19 protein-coding genes and 3 pseudogenes are annotated in these 21,057 nt (G+C 52.3%); 12 read left to right on the forward strand and 10 right to left on the reverse strand.

What is annotated here, in order from left to right; genetic code table 11:
- Nucleotides 1-339 (forward strand): annotated as a pseudogene (locus tag BGK49_RS14585) (IS1-like element IS1B family transposase); the annotation flags it as partial.
- Between the two features lie 14 nt (nucleotides 340-353).
- Here BGK49_RS14585 and BGK49_RS14590 read toward each other — a convergent pair.
- From BGK49_RS14590 to murQ, 3 genes and pseudogenes are all read right to left on the reverse strand, one after another.
- Nucleotides 354-809: pseudogene (locus BGK49_RS14590) on the reverse strand (serine hydrolase); the annotation flags it as partial.
- Between the two features lie 4 nt (nucleotides 810-813).
- Nucleotides 814-2,238, reverse strand: a pseudogene (gene murP / locus BGK49_RS14595) (PTS N-acetylmuramic acid transporter subunit IIBC).
- A gap of 3 nt (nucleotides 2,239-2,241) precedes the next feature.
- On the reverse strand, nucleotides 2,242-3,138 hold the full coding sequence (murQ, locus tag BGK49_RS14600; RefSeq protein ID WP_001175620.1) for an N-acetylmuramic acid 6-phosphate etherase: 897 nt from the start codon (nucleotides 3,136-3,138) through the stop codon (nucleotides 2,242-2,244).
- Between the two features lie 163 nt (nucleotides 3,139-3,301).
- Between murQ and murR the strand changes: the two genes are divergently transcribed.
- From murR to cysM, 7 genes are all read left to right on the forward strand, one after another.
- Nucleotides 3,302-4,159, forward strand: coding sequence for an HTH-type transcriptional regulator MurR (gene murR / locus BGK49_RS14605; protein ID WP_000966474.1), 858 nt, complete (start codon nucleotides 3,302-3,304; stop codon nucleotides 4,157-4,159).
- A 128-nt stretch (nucleotides 4,160-4,287) separates the two neighbouring features.
- A complete protein-coding gene (ucpA, locus tag BGK49_RS14610) occupies nucleotides 4,288-5,079 on the forward strand; it encodes an SDR family oxidoreductase UcpA (protein WP_000517427.1) in 792 nt (263 codons plus the stop codon).
- Between the two features lie 303 nt (nucleotides 5,080-5,382).
- Entirely contained in the window at nucleotides 5,383-6,399 is a 1,017-nt protein-coding gene (gene cysP / locus BGK49_RS14615; RefSeq protein WP_000290244.1) for a thiosulfate/sulfate ABC transporter substrate-binding protein CysP, read from the forward strand.
- On the forward strand, nucleotides 6,399-7,232 hold the full coding sequence (gene cysT / locus BGK49_RS14620) for a sulfate/thiosulfate ABC transporter permease CysT (protein WP_000458407.1): 834 nt from the start codon (nucleotides 6,399-6,401) through the stop codon (nucleotides 7,230-7,232). Before cysP ends, cysT begins: the two co-directional genes overlap by 1 nt.
- The gene (gene cysW / locus BGK49_RS14625; protein ID WP_000852686.1) at nucleotides 7,232-8,107 is read left to right on the forward strand and encodes a sulfate/thiosulfate ABC transporter permease CysW; all 876 of its coding nucleotides are present in this window, start codon (nucleotides 7,232-7,234) and stop codon (nucleotides 8,105-8,107) included. Before cysT ends, cysW begins: the two co-directional genes overlap by 1 nt.
- Entirely contained in the window at nucleotides 8,097-9,194 is a 1,098-nt protein-coding gene (cysA, locus tag BGK49_RS14630; RefSeq protein ID WP_000021036.1) for a sulfate/thiosulfate ABC transporter ATP-binding protein CysA, read from the forward strand. The genes cysW and cysA overlap by 11 nt, the downstream gene beginning before the upstream one ends.
- 133 nt (nucleotides 9,195-9,327) lie before the next feature.
- The gene (gene cysM / locus BGK49_RS14635; protein WP_024259642.1) at nucleotides 9,328-10,239 is read left to right on the forward strand and encodes a cysteine synthase B; all 912 of its coding nucleotides are present in this window, start codon (nucleotides 9,328-9,330) and stop codon (nucleotides 10,237-10,239) included.
- A gap of 2 nt (nucleotides 10,240-10,241) precedes the next feature.
- Here cysM and BGK49_RS14640 read toward each other — a convergent pair whose 3' ends face one another.
- Nucleotides 10,242-10,610, reverse strand: coding sequence for a YfeK family protein (locus BGK49_RS14640; protein WP_000719952.1), 369 nt, complete (start codon nucleotides 10,608-10,610; stop codon nucleotides 10,242-10,244).
- 104 nt (nucleotides 10,611-10,714) lie between these two features.
- Between BGK49_RS14640 and pdxK the strand changes: the two genes are divergently transcribed.
- Nucleotides 10,715-11,566, forward strand: coding sequence for a pyridoxine/pyridoxal/pyridoxamine kinase (gene pdxK, locus BGK49_RS14645; protein ID WP_000096660.1), 852 nt, complete (start codon nucleotides 10,715-10,717; stop codon nucleotides 11,564-11,566).
- A gap of 41 nt (nucleotides 11,567-11,607) precedes the next feature.
- On the opposite strand, the gene crr is transcribed toward pdxK, so the two are convergent.
- From crr to cysZ, 5 genes are all read right to left on the reverse strand, one after another.
- The gene (gene crr / locus BGK49_RS14650; protein WP_000522245.1) at nucleotides 11,608-12,117 is read right to left on the reverse strand and encodes a PTS glucose transporter subunit IIA; all 510 of its coding nucleotides are present in this window, start codon (nucleotides 12,115-12,117) and stop codon (nucleotides 11,608-11,610) included.
- A 40-nt stretch (nucleotides 12,118-12,157) separates the two neighbouring features.
- A complete protein-coding gene (ptsI, locus tag BGK49_RS14655; protein ID WP_000623136.1) occupies nucleotides 12,158-13,885 on the reverse strand; it encodes a phosphoenolpyruvate-protein phosphotransferase PtsI in 1,728 nt (575 codons plus the stop codon).
- Nucleotides 13,886-13,929: 44 nt separating this feature from the next.
- On the reverse strand, nucleotides 13,930-14,187 hold the full coding sequence (gene ptsH, locus BGK49_RS14660) for a phosphocarrier protein Hpr (RefSeq protein ID WP_000487600.1): 258 nt from the start codon (nucleotides 14,185-14,187) through the stop codon (nucleotides 13,930-13,932).
- A gap of 383 nt (nucleotides 14,188-14,570) precedes the next feature.
- Nucleotides 14,571-15,542, reverse strand: a complete 972-nt coding sequence (cysK, locus tag BGK49_RS14665) for a cysteine synthase A (RefSeq protein ID WP_000034402.1) — start codon at nucleotides 15,540-15,542, stop codon at nucleotides 14,571-14,573.
- A gap of 184 nt (nucleotides 15,543-15,726) precedes the next feature.
- Nucleotides 15,727-16,488: a sulfate transporter CysZ gene (gene cysZ, locus BGK49_RS14670; RefSeq protein WP_000254839.1), complete on the reverse strand. Its 762-nt coding sequence runs from the start codon at nucleotides 16,486-16,488 to the stop codon at nucleotides 15,727-15,729.
- A 229-nt stretch (nucleotides 16,489-16,717) separates the two neighbouring features.
- On the opposite strand from cysZ, the gene zipA reads away from it, so the two are divergent.
- The 3 genes from zipA to BGK49_RS14685 all read left to right on the forward strand — a co-directional run bounded on the left by zipA (nucleotide 16,718) and on the right by BGK49_RS14685 (nucleotide 20,011).
- A complete protein-coding gene (gene zipA / locus BGK49_RS14675) occupies nucleotides 16,718-17,704 on the forward strand; it encodes a cell division protein ZipA (protein WP_005030504.1) in 987 nt (328 codons plus the stop codon).
- A gap of 71 nt (nucleotides 17,705-17,775) precedes the next feature.
- Nucleotides 17,776-19,791: an NAD-dependent DNA ligase LigA gene (gene ligA, locus BGK49_RS14680; protein WP_000443668.1), complete on the forward strand. Its 2,016-nt coding sequence runs from the start codon at nucleotides 17,776-17,778 to the stop codon at nucleotides 19,789-19,791.
- 1 nt (nucleotide 19,792) lies between these two features.
- Complete coding sequence (locus BGK49_RS14685) at nucleotides 19,793-20,011, forward strand: DUF3820 family protein (RefSeq protein ID WP_000410206.1); 219 nt, start codon at nucleotides 19,793-19,795, stop codon at nucleotides 20,009-20,011.
- Here the strand turns inward: BGK49_RS14685 and BGK49_RS14690 are convergent.
- The gene (locus tag BGK49_RS14690) at nucleotides 20,008-21,006 is read right to left on the reverse strand and encodes a bile acid:sodium symporter family protein (RefSeq protein WP_000765617.1); all 999 of its coding nucleotides are present in this window, start codon (nucleotides 21,004-21,006) and stop codon (nucleotides 20,008-20,010) included. The genes BGK49_RS14685 and BGK49_RS14690 overlap by 4 nt on opposite strands.
- Nucleotides 21,007-21,057 lie beyond the last annotated feature (51 nt).

Raw genomic sequence — 21,057 nt, forward strand, 5'->3', positions numbered from 1 at the left:
CAGCGCTGGCTGTTTTACGCGTATGACAGGCTCCGGAAGACGGTTGTTGCGCACGTATTCGGTGAACGCACTATGGCGACGCTGGGGCGTCTTATGAGCTTGCTGTCACCCTTTGACGTGGTGATATGGATGACGGATGGCTGGCCACTGTATGAATCCCGCCTGAAGGGAAAGCTGCACGTAATCAGCAAGCGATATACGCAGCGAATTGAGCGGCATAACCTGAATCTGAGGCAGCACCTGGCACGGCTGGGACGGAAGTCGCTGTCGTTCTCAAAATCGGTGGAGCTGCATGACAAAGTCATCGGGCATTATCTGAACATAAAACACTATCAATAAGTTGGAGTCATTACCGAAATCCGCAGGGTGTTTTTGCCTTTAATGGTGTCATTTGGACTATCGGCAAACCCCGGAATATATTTCGCAATCCGATCGTCAGGATGCAGTTTGCCTTCGCTCATCAGCTTTTGCAGCGCGAAGTTCGTGGCGTACATTTTGGTGTTTGAGGCCAGGTCATACAGCGTCCCGGTGGTGGCTTTGACAGGCTGTTCCATCAACACGCTGCCATCGTACTTTTTCGCCGCTCCCCAGGCTTTGCGATACACAATCTGATTATCTTTAATGATCAGCAGGTTTACGCCGGGATAACCGGCATCAACTTGCTGGCTAATCCAGCGATCCATCTGGTTAAGCCGTTTGACGTTAAACCCTGCTTTCTCTGGCGAGCTTTCTGTCAGAACAGGGTATTTTGCGGCGCTGACGCTACAACTAACAGCCAGCAGAGAAAGATAGAGCATTGTCCGTTTCATGATATCAGTCCAGATTGACGTTACGGCAGCCAAAGAGCGTGGTGAAAATAAACCCGCAAACCCATGCCACCAGAATCCCGCCAGCATAAACCGCCATGGCCGGAAGGATGCCTTGTGCGGAAGTCATCAGCGGCAGCGCTACCAGACCAGACGGCCCAAAGGCGCTGTTTAAGCCCATCGGCAGACCCCACTAGGCTATCAGGCCGATAAACAAACCGCCCGCCGCACCGCCTAAACAGGCGGTGACAAACGGCTTCATGCGGGGCAGGGTGACACCGTAAATCAGCGGTTCACCAACGCCCAGCAGGCCGGGAATAATCGCCCCGCGTACCTGACTGCGTAGCGCACTGTGCGGTTGCGACCGCCAGTAGAGTGCCAGCGCCGCGCCCACCTGGCCCGCGCCTGCCATTGAAAGGATGGGAAATAAGCTGTTGAATCCCTAGCTGTCCATTAACGCGAGGTAAACAGGAATAAAGCCCTGATGCACGCCAAATACCACGGCGATCAGGAACAGCCCGGCTAAAACCGCACAACCGAACGGATTACTGTTCAGGTGCATAAACAGCCATGACATACCTTCGAATAACCAGCCACCCAGCGGCATAATGATCAGGTACGCAAGCGTAGCGGTGATCAGCAGGGTGATTAACGAGGTCAGCAGCATGTCGAGATCGTCCGGCATAAAGCGGCGCACCATGCCTTCAATGCGGGCGCAGGCCCACGCGGCAATCAGCACGCCGATAATATTGCCGCGCAGATCGATGGGCAGACCAAAGAAATCGTGAAAACCGGCGTAGTAACCGGTGGTTGCAGCGGGGTTATAACCGAGCAAAAAGAGTGCGGCAATAATTGCGCCATTGACGCCCGTGCCGCCAAATGCCTGGGCGGCGTTATAGCCCACCAGAATCACCAGGAAGGTGAACAAACCTTTGCTGAACACCTTCATAAAATTCAGCGCGTCGGGTAGCGTGCCCTGAGCATCTGCCGGAACGTGCATCACCGTGGCAATTAACGTCGCTATCCCCAGCAGCAGACCGGCGGCAATAAAACCGGGGATCAGCGGCGTGAAGATGGTGGCGAATTTGGCGAGAAATTGTTGCACGCCGGAGGTTTGTTTGGCTTTTAACTGACGTTTGTTCTGGGCGGCGATTTCTGCGGCATCCTGTACCGGTGCCTCGCCCAGCAGCTCGCTCATCGCTTTTGCGGCACGATGCGCTTTACCAGGTCCAAAAACGACCTGCACCTGGTCGCTGGTCAAAATGACGCTCTTCACGCCTTCCAGCGTTTTGATATTGGGATCAACCAGTGAACTGTCATGTACACCCAGATGCAGGCGCGTCATACAGTTACCACAACTGGCGATATTTCCCGGTCCGCCGACACGGGTAAGAATGGTGTTCAGAAGTTCACTGCTGATCTCTTTGGCCATGGGTTATTCCTTGTCTAAAACCTGACGAATAAAGCCGCCGTGTTGATCCAGGCGTTTTTTAGCTTCTGCGGCATCGAGATTTTTCAGCACCATCACAATGGCCGTTTTACAGTTGCGCTCGCAGGCAATTAACGCCGCTTCCGCTTGTTCGGCATTACATCCGGTGGCGTTTTTAACGATATTGACCTGGCGCACATGCAGTTTTTCGTTGGTGGCGACCACATCGACCATAAGGTTGCCGAACACTTTGCCGGATTTAATCATCAGCCCGGTGGAAAGCATATTGAGCACCAGTTTCTGCGCTGTACCTGCTTTCATCCGCGAAGAACCGGTAACAACTTCGGCACCTACAATCGGTGTAATGGCAAACTCAGCGGTGGTTGAAACGGCGCTCCCCGGATTACAGGAAATTCCCACTGTGCGGCAGCCGAGCTGGCGTGCGTATTCCAGTCCGGCAATCACATACGGCGTGCGACCGCTGGCAGCAATGCCAACCACCACATCCTGTGCCGTTAAATTAATATTTTTCAGATCATTAACACCGCCTTCCCGGCTATCTTCCGCGCCTTCCACCGCGTGCTGAATGGCATATTCGCCGCCAGCAATCAAACCAACCACCAGACCCGGTTTCACGCCGTAGGTGGGCGGACATTCGCTGGCATCCAGAATCCCCAGACGACCGGATGTTCCCGCACCGAGGTAAATCAGACGCCCGCCGCCGCTTACCTGGGCGTGGATAACATCGATCGCCGCGGCGATATCCGGCAGTACGCGCTCAACGGCAAGCGGTACGGTTTTATCTTCATCGTTGATAATCCGGCACATTTCCAGCGTTGATACGCGGTCAATTTCAGCCGAGGCGGCGTTCGAGCCTTCAGTAATCATCTTTTCAAGTTGCATCGGTGGTGACCTTACTATTTACGATCAAATAATTGCAGATGTATGGAATCATATATCCTGAATTGACAGACTTAAAGGAATCATTGAGTCTACACTCGCAGAGTGTGAAGAGCGTCATAAGAACTTAAGCGGAATTTATGCTGCCAGCCCAGGAGAGTGGAAGATGTTGTACCTGACGAAAATAAGCAATGCGGGGAGTGAATTCACCGAAAACGAGCAAAAAATCGCTGACTTTCTGCAGGCCAACGTGAGTGAGCTGCAATCCGTTTCTTCACGGCAGATGGCGAAACAGCTCGGCATTAGCCAGTCGAGCATAGTGAAATTTGCCCAAAAACTCGGCGCGCAAGGATTTACTGAATTGCGTATGGCGTTAATAGGCGAATACAGTGCCAGCCGGGAGAAAACGAATACCACGGCGCTGCACCTGCACAGTTCGATTACCAGTGATGATTCGCTGGAAGTGATTGCCCGCAAATTGAATCGCGAAAAAGAGCTGGCGCTGGAGCAAACCTGTGCGTTGTTCGACTACGCGCGGCTGCAAAAAATCATTGAGGTCATCAGTAAAGCACCGTTTATCCAGATAACGGGCCTGGGCGGATCGGCGCTGGTGGGGCGCGATCTGTCGTTCAAACTGATGAAAATTGGCTATCGCGTGGCCTGCGAAGCCGACACGCACGTACAAGCCACCGTTTCCCAGGCGTTGAAAAAAGGCGATGTACAAATCGCTATCTCTTACAGCGGCAGTAAAAAAGAGATTGTCTTGTGCGCAGAAGCGGCACGAAAGCAGGGGGCAACGGTGATTGCCATTACTTCTCTGGCTGACTCTCCGCTGCGGCGGCTGGCGCATTTCACGCTCGATACCGTTTCCGGTGAAACCGAATGGCGTAGCTCGTCGATGTCTACCCGCACGGCGCAAAATTCTGTTACCGATTTACTGTTTGTTGGTCTTGTGCAACTCAATGATGTGGCGTCATTGAAAATGATTCAGCGCAGCAGTGAGCTAACACAACGCCTGAAATGATGCATAAAGCAGCGACTGGATTGAGATTTTCCTGAATTAGTGAGCTGATCCGCAGCAATATTTTGTTTATCCTGTATTTTCAGAGGGAATGGAGTGTAACGCTCTGTATTAACAAGGAGAGCATTAAAATGGGTAAACTCACGGGCAAGACAGCACTGATTACGGGCGCATTGCAGGGAATTGGCGAAGGAATTGCCAGAACTTTTGCACGTCATGGCGCGAACCTAATCTTGCTGGATATCTCCCCTGAGATCGAAAAGCTGGCGGACGAACTGTGTGGTCGTGGTCATCGCTGTACGGCGGTTGTCGCCGATGTGCGTGACCCGGCGTCGGTAGCCGCAGCTATCAAACGCGCGAAGGAAAAAGAAGGGCGCATTGATATCCTGGTGAATAACGCAGGCGTTTGTCGTCTGGGCAGTTTCCTCGATATGAGCGATGACGATCGCGATTTCCATATTGATATCAATATTAAAGGCGTATGGAACGTCACGAAGGCGGTGCTGCCGGAGATGATTGCGCGCAAAGATGGTCGCATTGTGATGATGTCTTCAGTCACTGGTGATATGGTGGCCGATCCTGGCGAAACGGCGTACGCCTTAACGAAAGCGGCGATTGTTGGCCTGACAAAATCGCTGGCGGTGGAGTACGCGCAGTCTGGTATTCGCGTTAACGCCATTTGCCCGGGATACGTGCGCACACCAATGGCGGAAAGCATTGCCCGCCAGTCGAACCTGGAAGATCCAGAGTCGGTGCTGACTGAAATGGCGAAAGCAATCCCGATGCGTCGCCTCGCCGATCCGCTGGAAGTCGGCGAACTGGCGGCCTTCCTCGCATCGGATGAATCCAGCTATTTAACCGGTACACAGAATGTGATTGATGGCGGCAGCACACTGCCGGAGACGGTTAGCGTCGGTATCTGATTCACCTCTGTTTCCTCCCTGCATGTGTGGGGAGGATTTCGTCTTGAACTAAGTTCACCAGGCTATTTTATTTGTCATTTTGGCCCCGGGCAGTGCTCGAAATACTCACGTACTATGTGTACGCTCCGGTTTCTCCGCGCTGTCCGTGTCCAAACTGCCTGCAACAATTACGCCTGTTGAACCAAGTTCTTATTCCCTTTTTAACTTCCAAATCACCAAACGGTATATAAAACCGTTACTCCTTTCACGTCCGTTATAAATATGATGGCTATTAGAAAGTCATTAAATTTATAAGGGTGCGCAATGGCCGTTAACTTACTGAAAAAGAACTCACTCGCGCTGGTCGCTTCTCTGCTGCTGGCGGGCCATGTACAGGCAACGGAACTGCTGAACAGTTCTTATGACGTCTCCCGCGAGCTGTTTGCCGCCCTGAATCCGCCGTTTGAACAGCAATGGGCAAAAGATAACGGCGGCGACAAACTGACGATAAAACAATCTCATGCCGGGTCATCAAAACAGGCGCTGGCAATTTTGCAGGGCTTAAAAACCGACGTTGTCACTTATAACCAGGTGACCGACGTACAAATTCTGCACGACAAAGGCAAGCTGATCCCGGCTGACTGGCAGTCGCGCCTGCCGAATAATAGCTCGCCGTTCTACTCCACCATGGGCTTCCTGGTGCGTAAGGGCAACCCGAAGAATATCCACGACTGGAACGACCTGGTGCGCTCCGACGTGAAGCTGATTTTCCCGAACCCGAAAACGTCGGGTAACGCGCGTTATACCTATCTGGCGGCATGGGGTGCAGCGGATAAAGCTGACGGTGGCGACAAAGCCAAAACCGAACAGTTTATGACCCAGTTCCTGAAAAACGTTGAAGTGTTCGATACTGGCGGTCGTGGCGCGACCACCACTTTTGCCGAGCGCGGCCTGGGCGATGTACTGATCAGCTTCGAGTCGGAAGTGAACAACATCCGTAAACAGTATGAAGCGCAAGGCTTTGAAGTGGTGATTCCGAAAACCAACATTCTGGCGGAATTCCCGGTGGCGTGGGTCGATAAAAACGTGCAGGCCAACGGTACGGAAAAAGCAGCAAAAGCCTACCTGAACTGGCTCTACAGCCCGCAGGCGCAGACCATCATCACCGACTATTACTACCGCGTAAATAACCCGGAAGTCATGGACAAACTGAAAGATAAATTCCCGCAGACCGAGCTGTTCCGCGTGGAAGACAAATTTGGCTCCTGGCCGGAAGTGATGAAAACCCACTTCACCAGCGGCGGCGAGTTAGACAAGCTGTTAGCGGCGGGGCGTAACTGATGTTTGCAGTTTCATCAAGACGCGTGCTGCCGGGCTTTACCTTAAGCCTCGGCACCAGTCTGCTGTTTGTGTGCCTGATTTTGCTGCTGCCGCTCTCCGCGCTGGTGATGCAGCTGGCTCAGATGAGCTGGGCGCAGTACTGGGAGGTGATCACCAACCCACAAGTGGTCGCGGCCTACAAAGTGACGCTGCTGTCGGCGTTTGTGGCATCGATTTTTAACGGCGTTTTCGGTCTGCTGATGGCGTGGATTTTAACACGTTATCGCTTTCCGGGCCGCACGCTGCTTGATGCGCTGATGGATTTACCCTTTGCGCTGCCAACGGCAGTCGCCGGTTTAACGCTGGCCTCGCTCTTTTCCGTAAACGGTTTTTACGGTGAATGGCTGGCGAAGTTTGATATCAAAGTCACCTATACCTGGCTTGGTATTGCGGTGGCGATGGCCTTTACCAGCATTCCGTTTGTGGTGCGTACCGTGCAGCCGGTGCTGGAAGAGTTAGGCCCAGAATATGAAGAAGCGGCGGAAACGCTTGGTGCAACGCGCTGGCAGAGTTTCTGCAAAGTGGTGCTGCCGGAACTTTCTCCAGCGCTGGTGGCGGGCGTGGCGTTGTCGTTTACCCGTAGTCTTGGTGAGTTTGGCGCGGTGATATTTATCGCCGGGAACATCGCCTGGAAGACGGAAGTGACGTCGCTGATGATTTTTGTGCGCTTGCAGGAGTTTGATTACCCGGCGGCGAGCGCGATTGCTTCGGTGATCCTCGCGGTATCCCTGCTGCTGCTGTTCTCAATTAACACTCTGCAAAGTCGCTTTGGTCGGCGTGTGGTAGGTCATTAATGGCGGAAGTTACCCAATTGAAGCGTTATGACGCGCGCCCGATTAACTGGGGCAAATGGTTTCTGATTGGCATCGGGATGCTGGTATCGGCGTTCATCCTGCTGGTGCCGATGATTTATATCTTCGTACAGGCGTTCAGCAAAGGGCTGATGCCGGTTTTACAGAATCTGGCCGATCCGGACATGCTGCACGCCATTTGGCTGACGGTGATGATTGCGCTGATTGCCGTACCGGTGAACCTGGTGTTCGGCATTCTGCTGGCGTGGCTGGTAACGCGCTTTAACTTCCCCGGACGCCAGTTACTGCTGACGCTACTGGACATTCCGTTTGCCGTATCGCCGGTGGTTGCCGGTCTGGTGTATCTGCTGTTCTACGGCTCTAACGGTCCGCTGGGCGGCTGGCTGGATGAACATAATTTGCAGATTATGTTCTCCTGGCCGGGAATGGTGCTGGTCACCATCTTTGTGACCTGTCCTTTTGTGGTGCGCGAGCTGGTGCCGGTGATGTTAAGCCAGGGCAGCCAGGAAGACGAAGCGGCGATTTTGCTTGGCGCGTCTGGCTGGCAGATGTTCCGTCGCGTCACATTGCCGAACATTCGCTGGGCGCTGCTGTATGGTGTGGTGCTAACCAACGCCCGCGCGATTGGCGAGTTTGGTGCGGTGTCGGTGGTTTCCGGCTCGATTCGCGGCGAAACACTTTCGCTGCCGTTACAGATTGAATTGCTGGAGCAGGACTACAACACCGTCGGCTCCTTTACCGCCGCCGCGCTGTTGACGCTGATGGCGATTATCACCCTGTTTTTAAAGAGTATGTTGCAGTGGCGTCTGGAGAATCAGGAAAAACGCGCGCAGCAGGAGGAGCATCATGAGCATTGAGATTGCCAATATTAAGAAGTCGTTTGGTCGCACCCAGGTGCTGAACGATATCTCACTGGATATTCCTTCTGGTCAGATGGTCGCGCTGCTGGGGCCGTCCGGTTCCGGAAAAACCACGCTGCTGCGCATTATTGCCGGGCTGGAGCATCAAACCAGCGGGCATATTCGCTTCCACGGTACCGACGTGAGCCGCCTGCACGCACGCGATCGTAAAGTCGGTTTCGTGTTCCAGCATTACGCGCTGTTCCGTCATATGACGGTGTTCGACAATATCGCTTTTGGCCTGACGGTGCTGCCACGTCGCGAGCGCCCGAATGCCGCAGCCATCAAAGCGAAAGTGACAAAATTGCTGGAGATGGTCCAGCTTGCGCATCTGGCGGATCGTTATCCGGCACAGCTTTCCGGCGGCCAGAAACAGCGCGTGGCGCTGGCGCGCGCGCTGGCTGTTGAACCGCAAATTCTCCTGCTTGATGAACCGTTTGGCGCGCTGGATGCGCAGGTGCGTAAAGAGCTGCGTCGCTGGCTGCGTCAACTGCATGAAGAGCTGAAATTCACCAGCGTGTTCGTGACCCACGACCAGGAAGAAGCGACCGAAGTAGCTGATCGTGTAGTGGTGATGAGCCAGGGCAATATCGAGCAGGCTGATGCGCCGGACCAGGTATGGCGCGAACCAGCGACCCGATTTGTGCTCGAATTTATGGGCGAAGTGAACCGCCTGCAGGGAACCATTCGCGGCGGGCAGTTCCATGTTGGCGCACATCGCTGGCCGCTGGGGTATACGCCTGCGTATCAGGGGCCGGTGGATCTCTTCCTGCGCCCGTGGGAAGTGGATATCAGCCGCCGTACCAGTCTCGATTCGCCGCTGCCGGTACAGGTACTGGAAGCCAGCCCGAAAGGTCACTACACCCAATTAGTGGTGCAGCCGCTGGGGTGGTACAACGAACCGCTGACGGTCGTGATGCATGGCGACGATGCCCCGCAGCGTGGCGAGCGTTTATTCGTTGGTCTGCAACATGCGCGGCTGTATAACGGCGACGAGCGTATCGAAACCCGAGATGAGGAACTTGCTCTCGCACAAAGCGCCTGATAGGTTGAGTGAATGTTAAACGCCCGGAGGCGCTTCCCGCGATCCGGGCTTTTTAATGGCAAGGTTTGTAACCTGTAGACCTGATAAGACGCGCAAGCGTCGCATCAGGCAACACCACGTATGGATAGAGATCGTGAGTACATTAGAACAAACAATAGGCAATACGCCTCTGGTAAAGTTGCAGCGAATGGGGCCGAATAACGGCAGTGAAGTCTGGTTGAAACTGGAAGGCAATAACCCGGCAGGTTCGGTGAAAGATCGTGCGGTACTTTCGATGATCGTCGAGGCGGAAAAGCGCGGGGAAATTAAACCGGGTGATGTGTTAATCGAAGCCACCAGTGGTAACACCGGCATTGCGCTGGCAATGATTGCCGCGCTTAAAGGCTATCGCATGAAATTGCTGATGCCCGACAACATGAGCCAGGAACGCCGTGCGGCGATGCGTGCTTATGGTGCGGAACTGATTCTTGTCACCAAAGAGCAGGGCATGGAAGGTGCGCGCGATCTGGCGCTGGAGATGGCGAATCGTGGCGAAGGAAAGCTGCTCGATCAGTTCAATAATCCCGATAACCCTTACGCCCATTACACCACTACCGGGCCGGAAATCTGGCAGCAAACCGGCGGGCGCATTACCCATTTTGTCTCCAGCATGGGAACAACCGGCACTATCACCGGCGTTTCACGCTTTATGCGCGAACAATCCAAACCGGTGACCATTGTCGGCCTGCAGCCGGAAGAAGGCAGCAGTATTCCCGGCATTCGCCGCTGGCCTGCGGAATATCTGCCGGGGATTTTCAACGCTTCTCTGGTGGATGAGGTGCTGGATATTCATCAGCGCGATGCGGAAAACACCATGCGCGAACTGGCGGTGCGGGAAGGAATATTCTGTGGCGTCAGCTCAGGCGGCGCGGTTGCTGGAGCACTGCGGGTGGCAAAAGCTAACCCTGGTGCGGTGGTGGTAGCGATCATCTGCGATCGTGGCGATCGCTACCTCTCCACCGGAGTGTTTGGGGAAGAGCATTTTAGCCAGGGGGCGGGGATTTAAGATTATTGCGCAGGCACCGTTTTATCCGTCTGCGCAATTAGCGCATGTAAAAAAGGCTGTGCGTTCTCATCGCTCTTACCGGGGATCTTCACAATATACGGCTTCCCGGTAATCGATGACGACGAAGCAACCTTATCAATAAACTGCTCGGCAGTGTCAATGCGGTTACGGGTATTGCCGAGCTTCAGACGCAGATGAGAAACCGCTTCATCGCAGGTATGTTCATCACCGTTGCGCACAAATATCAAATCCTTTTTCTGTGATAATCCCTCCAGCATGGCGTTGATGCGGGCTTCTTCATGGGCAGTTAACTTCGCGTAAGCGGGGAGTGTCATTAGTAGTGTAATGACCAGACAAATGATTTTCTTCATTGAATTACCTTATCCTTGTTTTGTAATAGCCGATTTGACTGCCAGAATCAGGTAAAGTTTCGGTTGGAATACGATGAGGATCATCGGCAAGGAGAAAAAATTAAATGAGTAGTTTGTTGTTGTTTAACGATAAGAGCAGGGCGCTGCAGGCGGATATCGTCGCCGTGCAGTCGCAGGTGGTTTACGGCAGCGTGGGCAACAGCATTGCCGTGCCTGCTATCAAACAGAACGGTCTGAATGTTTTTGCCGTGCCGACGGTATTGCTGAGCAATACGCCGCATTATGACACTTTCTACGGTGGTGCGATTCCGGATGAATGGTTTAGCGGTTATTTGCGTGCGCTTCAGGAGCGTGATGCGCTGCGCCAGCTGCGCGCTGTAACCACGGGCTATATGGGAACGGCATCGCAAATCAAAATCCTTGCCGAGTGGCTGACTGCGCTACGCAAAGACCATCCTGACCTATTGATCATGGTCGATCCGGTGATTGGCGATATTGATAGCGGAATTTATGTCAAACCTGACCTTCCCGAGGCGTATCGACAATATTTACTGCCGCTGGCGCAGGGAATTACCCCCAATATCTTTGAGCTGGAAATCCTGACCGGTAAAAATTGCCGCGATCTCGACAGTGCCATTGCTGCCGCAAAAAGTCTGCTTTCAGACACATTAAAATGGGTGGTGATTACCAGCGCCTCCGGTAATGAAGAAAATCAGGAGATGCAGGTGGTGGTGGTCAGTGCCGACAGCGTGAATGTCATTTCCCATTCACGGGTAAAAACCGACCTGAAAGGGACTGGCGACCTGTTTTGTGCTCAGCTTATCAGTGGTTTGCTGAAAGGGAAGGCGTTAAACGATGCGGTGCACCGTGCGGGGTTGCGCGTACTGGAAGTGATGCGCTACACCCAGCAGCATGAGAGCGATGAATTGATTTTGCCGCCGCTGGCGGAAGCATAAAAAATGGCGCCGATGGGCGCCATTTTTCACTGCGGCAAGAATTACTTCTTGATGCGGATAACCGGGGTTTCACCCACGGTTACGCTACCGGGCAGTTTGATCAGTTCTTTGATTTCGTCCATGTTGGAGATAACAACCGGAGTCAGGGTAGACTTGGCTTTCTCTTCCAGCAGCGGCAGATCAAATTCAATGACAGTATCGCCAACTTTCACGCGCTGACCTTCTTCTGCAATACGCTTGAAGCCTTCGCCTTTCAGTTCAACGGTGTCGATACCGAAGTGGACGAACAGTTCAACGCCGCTATCAGATTCGATAGAGAACGCGTGATTGGTTTCAAAGATTTTACCAATGGTACCGTCTACAGGCGCGACCATTTTGTTACCCGTTGGTTTGATAGCAATACCATCACCAACGATTTTTTCCGCAAAAACGACATCCGGCACGTCTTCGATATTGACGATCTCGCCAGAGAGCGGAGCAATGATCTCAATAGTTCCGGTATCCTTCTTGTCGTCGGAAACCAGAGATTTCAGTTTATCGAACAAACCCATGATCTTCTCCTAAGCAGTAAATTGGGCCGCATCTCGTGGATTAGCAGATTGTTTTTTCTTCAATGAACTTGTTAACCAGCGTCATTAACTCGTCCGTTGTCGGTTGAGCAAGAGCCTGCTCTGCTAACACCTTCGCATCTTCGAAGTTCGTGTTACGGATAATCTTCTTAATGCGCGGGATAGAAATGGCGCTCATAGAGAATTCGTCCAGACCCATCCCCAGCAACAGAAGTGTAGCACGTTCATCGCCAGCAAGCTCACCACACATGCCAGTCCATTTGCCTTCAGCATGAGAAGCATCAATAACTTGCTTGATCAAGTTCAGCACGGACGGTGACATTGGCTGGTAAAGGTGTGAAATCATATCATTACCACGGTCAACTGCCAGAGTGTACTGCGTTAAATCATTGGTGCCGATACTAAAGAAATCAACTTCTTTGGCTAAATGACGTGCAATTGTTGCGGCAGCCGGTGTTTCCACCATTACGCCGATTTCAATTGACTCGTCAAACGCTTTACCTTCGTCGCGCAGTTCCTGTTTGTAGATTTCGATCTCTTTGCGCAGTGCACGCACTTCTTCAACAGAGATGATCATCGGGAACATAATGCGCAATTTACCGAAAGCCGAGGCACGCAGGATAGCGCGGAGCTGATCGCGCAGGATCTCTTTACGATCCATCGCGATACGGATAGCGCGCCAGCCGAGGAACGGGTTCTCTTCTTTCGGGAAGTTCATGTATGGCAGCTCTTTGTCGCCGCCGATGTCCATGGTACGAACGATAACCGCCTGCGAGCCACACGCTTCAGCCACTGCTTTGTAAGCAGCAAACTGTTCTTCTTCAGTGGGCAGCGCGTCGCGGTCCATGAATAGGAACTCAGTACGATACAGACCAACGCCTTCAGCGCCGTTACGCTCTGCACCTTCAACGTCACGAACCGTACCAATGTTAGCGCATACTTCTACCTGGTGACCGTCCAGCGTAATAGCTGGCAGATCTTTCAGTTTAGCAAGCTCTGCTTTTTCAGAAGCCACTTGCTCCTGAACAGCGCGCATTTTATCAATAACTTCGTTGGTTGGATTGACGTAAACCTGATTATTTACGGCATCCAGAATCAGATAGTCGTCATTTTTCACCTGAGAGGTGACGCTACCGGTACCCACGATAGCAGGCAGTTCCAGAGAACGCGCCATGATAGAGGTGTGGGAAGTACGGCCACCCGCGTCGGTGATGAAACCCAGCACCTTCTTCAGGTTCAGCTGTGCGGTTTCGGACGGCGTCAGGTCAGCGGCAACCAGAATGACTTCATCCTGAATGGCGCTCAGGTCGATAATCTTCAGGCCCAGGATGTTGCGCAGCAGGCGCTTACCGATATCACGTACGTCAGCCGCACGTTCTTTCAGGTATTCATCATCCAGCTCTTCCAGGGCAGAAGCCTGACCTTCGATAACTTCATGAGCAGCTGCGTCAGCTGTCATGTGTTTATCTTTAATCAGGGCTATGATTTCCTGCTCCAGCTCCTCATCTTCGAGCAGCATAATATGCCCTTCAAAGATGGCTTCTTTTTCTTCACCGAACGTTTCACCAGCTTTCGTTTTGATCGTTTCCAGCTGGGCTGATGCCTTGGCACGACCGCTCAGAAAACGTTCAACTTCCTGATCAACCTGGTCGGCAGAAATTTTTTTCCGGTCAATGACAATTTCGTCTTCTTTCAGAAGCAGAGCTTTACCGAAAGCGATACCCGGGGATGCTAAAATGCCTGAAATCATAACCCTACCTTACTTGTGACTGATTTTTAAAAGAACCCGGGAAATTACTCGAGTTCCGCCATCAGTTTAACCAGATGTTCAACCGCTTTTTGCTCGTCTTCGCCTTCTGCGGAGATAGTCACAACGGTACCTTGAGTCAGGCCCAGAGTCTGCAGTTTAAACAGGCTTTTCGCGCTGGCGCTTTTGCCGTTGGAAGTCACAGTAATTTCAGAAGTGAAGCCCTTAGCTTCTTTTACAAACTGGGCAGCAGGGCGGGTGTGCAGACCGTTCGGAGCTGTAATGGTAACTTCTTGCTGGAACATTGTATTTCCCCAACTTATAGGTTTAGTGTTGTGGAACTAAAGTCTAGCCTGGCGGTTCGACTTTAGCCTGTATTGTTAGCGCCAGTTTTTAATAGACGCGACGCACGAAGAGCGCAATACAGTCCATTGCTGGCGGGTGTTGACCGCTGACGTTTCGTACGTCATTAAACATTATGCCGCTAAAGGAAGAATTGAACCAAATCATAAAATCGATTCAGCTTTGGCTTTTCCTGTAACGATTAATTTCGCGGATCAAAATAATTAGTCTGGTTAAATACCAGTTCCGACAGGCTGAATCAATGCCAGGAGGGGCGAAAGTTTGAAGCAGGCCACAAAAAAGCACCTAAAAAGGTGCTTTTTTACGCATTTTTAACAAGCTGGCATTACTGTTGCAATTCTTTCTCAGTGAAGAGATCGGCAAACAATGCGGTGCTTAAATAACGCTCACCCGATGATGGTAGAATAACCACAATATTCTTGTTGGTAAAGCTTTCATCTTCTTGTAGTTTCAACGCCGCGGCAACAGCTGCTCCAGAAGAGATACCTGCAAGAATACCTTCTTCTTCCATTAGACGACGGGCGGTAGAAATGGCTTCTTCATTGGTGATGCCAATGACTTTATCGACCAGCTTGAGATCGAGGTTAGCCGGGATAAAACCAGCGCCAATACCCTGAATTTTATGCGGGCCAGGTTTAATCTCTTCACCTGCCAGCGCCTGGGCGATAACTGGAGAATCGGTTGGCTCAACGGCGACAGAGATAAGATCGGTCTTGCCTTTGGTGCCTTTAATGTAGCGGCTGACGCCAGTCAGCGTACCGCCAGTCCCAACGCCAGCAATAAATACATCAACCTGACCGTCGGTATCTTCCCAGATCTCCGGACCGGTGGTTTTTTCGTGAATTTCAGGGTTTGCCGGATTGCTGAATTGTTGCAGCAGCAGGTATTTCTCTGGATTGCTGGCGACAATTTCTTCTGCTTTTTGGATTGCGCCTTTCATGCCTTTAGCACCTTCCGTCAGCACCAGGTTTGCACCTAACGCTTTCAGCAGCTTGCGGCGTTCAATACTCATGGTTTCTGGCATGGTCAGGGTGAGTTTGTAACCGCGAGCGGCAGCTACATAGGCCAGTGCAATCCCGGTATTACCGCTGGTCGGTTCAACCAGTTCAACGCCTGGTTTCAGCACGCCGCGCTTTTCGGCATCCCAAATCATGTTGGCACCGATACGGCACTTAACGCTGAAGCTGGGGTTACGAGATTCCACCTTCGCCAGAATGCGTCCGTTACCGATGCGATTCAGGCGAACCAGCGGCGTGTGACCGATAGTCAGCGAGTTATCTTCAAAAATCTTACTCATGGCCTGTCCTTAACTGTATGAAATTGGGATACAACAGGTAGCATACCCGCTCAGAGAATATGCGGAAGTAAGGATTTAGCATATCTATATACAGAAGGGAAATAATGACATGCAAGATGGAATAAGGGGCGGCATAAGCCACCCCTGTTTCACACAAACGGTTTACAAAATAACCGGTAGATTGTTACCGCCACATCGCGTGTTTATCGCGATAGCAATCGACCCACATCGCCGTCGCGCCACAAACGGCAACGGGCATGATGAACAGATTAAGCAGCGGGATCATCGTAAACAGGCTGGTTAAAGCACCAAACTGCATATTGGTGATTTTGCGTGTGCGCAGGGCGGTGCGCATCTCTTTAAACGGCACTTTGTGGTTATCGAAGGGGTAATCGCAATACTGGATGGCTAACATCCAGGCGCTAAACAGGAACCACAGTACCGGCGCGACGGTTTGCCCAATACCAGGGATGAAGTAAAGAATTAGTAATACAATTGCGCGCGGCAGATACCAGGCAAATTTTTGCCATTCGCGTTTCATGATTCGCGGCACATCTTTCATGATACCGAAAATCCCGGTATCTGGCGGTGTAGCGCCAGTCAATCGTGCTTCCAGTTGTTCAGCCAATAAACCGTTAAACGGAGCGGCAATCCAGTTAGCAATCGTGGAGAAGAAATAGCCAAACACTAACAGCACAGAGATGACAGCCAGAGGCCACAACAGATAACTCAGCCATTGTAGCCAGTCCGGAACGTAACTCATGAGAGTCGGGATCCAGACATCGAGCTGTGTAAAGAGCCACCAGAATGCGCCCCCCATCAACAAAATATTGACCAGCAGCGGTAAAATAACGAAACGCCGAATCCCAGGTTGCGAGACGAGCTTCCAGCCTTGCGCAAAATAGTAAAAACCGCTGCGTGGGGCAGATGTGAATGATGAAACCATAATCAGGATGAGCTCCTTTTGACCAATCCCAGGAAAATTCTGCGTATTTTACCGGGTAATTGCGCAATGGACAGTTAGGATATGTTCGAAAAAACAGCAAAAAGCACGATTTCATCTATCTTTGTGCTGTGAAAGTTAATAGTGCACTTGCACTTGAGGTAATCGGCAAATACTCTTAGTGAGTAAATGTTTGCCGTGGTGGCAAGGTGTTAGAACAACAGAGAATATAATGATGCAGGATTTGCGTCTGATATTAATCATTGTTGGCGCGATCGCCATAATCGCTTTACTGGTACATGGTTTCTGGACCAGCCGTAAAGAACGATCTTCTATGTTCCGCGATCGGCCATTAAAACGAATGAAGTCAAAACGTGACGACGATTATTATGACGAGGATGTCGAAGATGATGAGGGCGTTGGTGAGGTTCGTGTTCACCGCGTGAATCATGCCCCGGCTAACGCTCAGGAGCATGAGGCTGCTCGTCCGTCGCCGCAACACCAGTACCAACCGCCTTATGCGTCTGCGCAGCCGCGTCAACCGGTCCAGCAGCCGCCTGAAGCGCAGGTACCGCCGCAACATGCTCCGCGTCCAGCGCAGCCGGTGCAGCAGCCTGCCTATCAGCCGCAGCCTGAACAGCCGTTGCAGCAGCCAGTTTCGCCACAGGTCGCGCCAGCGCCGCAGCCTGTGCATTCAGCACCGCAACCGGCACAACAGGCTTTCCAGCCTGCAGAACCCGTAGCGGCACCACAGCCTGAGCCTGTAGCGGAACCGGCTCCAGTTATGGATAAACCGAAGCGCAAAGAAGCGGTGATTATCATGAACGTCGCGGCGCATCACGGTAGCGAGCTAAACGGTGAACTGCTTCTTAACAGCATTCAACAAGCGGGCTTCATTTTTGGCGATATGAATATTTACCATCGTCATCTTAGCCCGGATGGCAGCGGCCCGGCGTTATTCAGCCTGGCGAATATGGTGAAACCGGGAACCTTTGATCCTGAAATGAAGGATTTCACTACTCCGGGTGTCACTATCTTTATGCAGGTACCGTCTTACGGTGACGAGCTGCAGAACTTCAAGCTGATGCTGCAATCTGCGCAGCATATTGCCGATGAAGTGGGCGGTGTCGTGCTTGACGATCAGCGCCGTATGATGACTCCGCAGAAATTGCGCGAGTACCAGGACATCATCCGCGAAGTCAAAGACGCCAACGCCTGATACACTTAAGGCAAATTAACTCCTCTTCGAACCCCCGCTTGTCGGGGGGTTTTTAGCATTGATGGTGCGATATGGAATCAATCGAACAACAACTGACAGAACTGCGAACGACGCTTCGCCATCATGAATATCTTTATCATGTGATGGATGCGCCGGAAATTCCCGACGCTGAATACGACAGGCTGATGCGCGAACTGCGCGAGCTGGAAACTAAACATCCAGAACTGATTACGCCTGATTCGCCTACCCAACGTGTAGGTGCTGCGCCGCTGGCGGCTTTCAGCCAGATACGCCATGAAGTACCAATGCTGTCACTGGATAACGTTTTTGATGAAGAAAGCTTTCTTGCTTTCAACAAACGTGTGCAGGACCGTCTGAAAAACAACGAGAAAGTCACCTGGTGCTGTGAGCTGAAGCTGGATGGCCTTGCCGTCAGTATTCTGTATGAAAATGGCGTTTTAGTCAGTGCCGCGACCCGTGGCGATGGCACCACCGGGGAAGATATCACGTCTAATGTGCGTACTATTCGCGCCATTCCGCTGAAGCTGCATGGAGAGAATATCCCGGCGCGTCTGGAAGTGCGTGGTGAAGTGTTCCTGCCGCAGGCGGGGTTCGAAAAGATTAACGAAGATGCGCGACGCACGGGCGGGAAAGTTTTTGCTAACCCACGTAATGCGGCAGCTGGTTCACTGCGTCAGCTTGATCCGCGTATTACAGCGAAGCGACCGCTCACTTTTTTCTGCTATGGCGTTGGTGTTCTGGAAGGTGGCGAGCTGCCGGATACTCATCTTGGCCGTTTACTGCAATTTAAAAAGTGGGGGTTGCCGGTCAGCGATCGGGTAACGCTTTGTGAATCGGCGGAAGAAGTGCTGGCGTTCTATCACAAAGTGGAAGAAGACCGCCCGACGCTGGGCTTTGATATCGACGGCGTGGTGATTAAGGTCAACTCACTGGAACAGCAGGAGCAGCTTGGCTTTGTCGCGCGTGCCCCGCGCTGGGCGGTAGCGTTTAAATTCCCGGCGCAGGAGCAGATGACCTTTGTGCGTGACGTCGAGTTTCAGGTTGGGCGTACTGGCGCGATTACGCCTGTTGCGCGTCTGGAACCTGTCCATGTTGCTGGCGTGCTGGTGAGTAACGCAACCTTACACAATGCGGATGAAATCGAACGTCTTGGTTTACGCATTGGCGATAAAGTGGTGATTCGCCGCGCTGGCGACGTGATCCCGCAGGTGGTTAACGTCGTGCTTTCTGAACGCCCGGAAGATACCCGTGAGGTTGTATTCCCGACGCATTGTCCGGTATGTGGTTCTGACGTTGAGCGTGTGGAAGGTGAAGCGGTTGCCCGCTGTACCGGTGGCCTGATTTGCGGTGCGCAGCGTAAAGAGTCGCTGAAACACTTTGTTTCCCGCCGTGCGATGGATGTTGACGGAATGGGCGACAAAATCATCGATCAGCTGGTTGAAAAAGAATATGTCCACACTCCGGCAGATCTGTTCAAACTCACCGCAGGCAAACTGACCGGACTGGAGCGTATGGGGCCAAAATCGGCACAAAACGTGGTTAACGCGCTGGAAAAAGCGAAAGAAACCACCTTTGCTCGCTTCCTCTATGCACTTGGCATCCGTGAAGTCGGCGAGGCCACCGCAGCAGGTCTGGCGGCATATTTCGGCACGCTGAAAGCGCTGGAAGCCGCTTCGATTGAAGAGCTGCAAAAGGTGCCTGATGTTGGCATTGTCGTTGCATCCCACGTTCACAACTTCTTTGCCGAAGAAAGCAACCGCAATGTCATCAGCGAGCTGTTGGCGGAAGGTGTTCACTGGCCTGCGCCGATCGTTATCAACGCGGAAGAGATTGACAGCCCGTTTGCTGGTAAAACCGTGGTGCTTACGGGCAGCTTAAGCCAGATGTCGCGTGATGACGCTAAAGCTCGACTGGTCGAACTGGGCGCGAAAGTCGCGGGCAGCGTGTCGAAGAAAACCGATCTGGTGATTGCGGGTGAAGCTGCAGGATCTAAACTGGCGAAGGCGCAGGAACTGGGCATTGAAGTCATCGACGAAGCGGAAATGCTGCGTTTGCTGGGTAGCTGAGATGGAAAAAGAGCAGCTGATTGAAATGGCCAATACGATAATGCCGTTTGGCAAATACAAAGGGCGTCGCTTAATCGACCTGCCGGAGGAGTATCTGCTGTGGTTTGCCCGCAAAGATGAGTTCCCGGCAGGGAAGCTCGGTGAGCTAATGCAAATCACGCTGCTGATTAAAACCGAGGGGCTGACGCAACTGGTCCAGCCCCTGAAGCGTCCGCTTTAAGCTTTATCGGCGCTGCTTTCCTGCTGCGCCTGTAACTGTTCGGTCTGGCGTTTGTATCGACGCGCCAGCACCGCACAGACCATCAATTGGATCTGATGGAAAATCATCAGGGGCAGCACCATCATACCGATCACCGATGTGGGGAACAGAATGTTTGCCATCGGGATGCCATTTGCCAGACTCTTTTTCGAACCACAAAAGACGATAGTAATTTCATCTGCCTTATTGAAGCCCAGTCGGCGTGCCATAAAGACGTTAACTACAATCACGATAGCCAGAAGAACGCAGCTGACCACCACGATAAACAGCAATGATCCCCAGCCAACTTTATGCCAGATACCATTAACGACGGCTTCGCTGAACGCTGTATAAACCACCAACAGAATGGACGTCTGGTCAGTTTTCGCAATCCATTTTTTATTGCGCGACACCCAGTCACCAATCCACGGCCGGGAAAGATGCCCCAACACAAACGGCAGCAGCAGTTGCAGCATAATTTTACCGACCTGCTCAAGGCTGCCCCCTGCACCGTGAACATTCATCACCAGACCAACCAGCAATGGTGAAAGGAAAATCCCCAGCAGGCTGGATGCTGACGCAGAACAAACCGCCGCCGCGACGTTACCGCCCGCCATTGACGTGAAGGCGATTGCAGACTGCACGGTAGCCGGGAGAGTGCACAAGTAGAGAAAACCGGAGTAGAGCATCGGGTCGACATTTACCGGTTTCCACCAGGCAAACAGTACACCCAGAATCGGAAACAGCACGAAGGTGCTGCACATTACCCACAAATGCAGTCGCCAGTGACCACCGCCAGCAATAATCGCCTCACGCGACAACTTCGCGCCGTGCATAAAGAACAGCAGGGCAATAGCTGCGGTGGTCAGATTTTCAAAGAAGGGGACGAAATCGCCTCTGGCCGGAAAGAAAGAGGCCAGCAACACCACCGTAATCAGGGTTAAGGTGAAAGGATCGAGGATACGAAAAAGTTTCATAAAGACTCCAGATGATCGATGGTTCTATTGTGCTTCTTTCAGTTTGAGAAA

It is taken from the genome of Shigella sp. FC1544 (assembly GCF_001722145.1).
Taxonomy (GTDB): Bacteria; Pseudomonadota; Gammaproteobacteria; order Enterobacterales; family Enterobacteriaceae; genus Escherichia; species Escherichia coli.

Bases quoted from the DNA above. Each gene is read 5' to 3' on its own strand.
- cysP (WP_000290244.1), top strand. From the start codon at position 5,383: ATGGCCGTTAACTTACTGAAAAAGAACTCACTCGCGCTGGTCGCTTCT.
- zipA (WP_005030504.1), top strand. From the start codon at position 16,718: ATGATGCAGGATTTGCGTCTGATATTAATCATTGTTGGCGCGATCGCC.
- cysT (WP_000458407.1), top strand. From the start codon at position 6,399: ATGTTTGCAGTTTCATCAAGACGCGTGCTGCCGGGCTTTACCTTAAGC.
- BGK49_RS14690 (WP_000765617.1), bottom strand. From the start codon at position 21,006: ATGAAACTTTTTCGTATCCTCGATCCTTTCACCTTAACCCTGATTACG.
- ligA (WP_000443668.1), top strand. From the start codon at position 17,776: ATGGAATCAATCGAACAACAACTGACAGAACTGCGAACGACGCTTCGC.
- murR (WP_000966474.1), top strand. From the start codon at position 3,302: ATGTTGTACCTGACGAAAATAAGCAATGCGGGGAGTGAATTCACCGAA.
- murQ (WP_001175620.1), bottom strand. From the start codon at position 3,138: ATGCAACTTGAAAAGATGATTACTGAAGGCTCGAACGCCGCCTCGGCT.
- cysA (WP_000021036.1), top strand. From the start codon at position 8,097: ATGAGCATTGAGATTGCCAATATTAAGAAGTCGTTTGGTCGCACCCAG.
- ucpA (WP_000517427.1), top strand. From the start codon at position 4,288: ATGGGTAAACTCACGGGCAAGACAGCACTGATTACGGGCGCATTGCAG.
- ptsH (WP_000487600.1), bottom strand. From the start codon at position 14,187: ATGTTCCAGCAAGAAGTTACCATTACAGCTCCGAACGGTCTGCACACC.
- cysZ (WP_000254839.1), bottom strand. From the start codon at position 16,488: ATGGTTTCATCATTCACATCTGCCCCACGCAGCGGTTTTTACTATTTT.
- cysK (WP_000034402.1), bottom strand. From the start codon at position 15,542: ATGAGTAAGATTTTTGAAGATAACTCGCTGACTATCGGTCACACGCCG.
- crr (WP_000522245.1), bottom strand. From the start codon at position 12,117: ATGGGTTTGTTCGATAAACTGAAATCTCTGGTTTCCGACGACAAGAAG.
- cysW (WP_000852686.1), top strand. From the start codon at position 7,232: ATGGCGGAAGTTACCCAATTGAAGCGTTATGACGCGCGCCCGATTAAC.
- pdxK (WP_000096660.1), top strand. From the start codon at position 10,715: ATGAGTAGTTTGTTGTTGTTTAACGATAAGAGCAGGGCGCTGCAGGCG.
- ptsI (WP_000623136.1), bottom strand. From the start codon at position 13,885: ATGATTTCAGGCATTTTAGCATCCCCGGGTATCGCTTTCGGTAAAGCT.
- BGK49_RS14685 (WP_000410206.1), top strand. From the start codon at position 19,793: ATGGAAAAAGAGCAGCTGATTGAAATGGCCAATACGATAATGCCGTTT.
- BGK49_RS14640 (WP_000719952.1), bottom strand. From the start codon at position 10,610: ATGAAGAAAATCATTTGTCTGGTCATTACACTACTAATGACACTCCCC.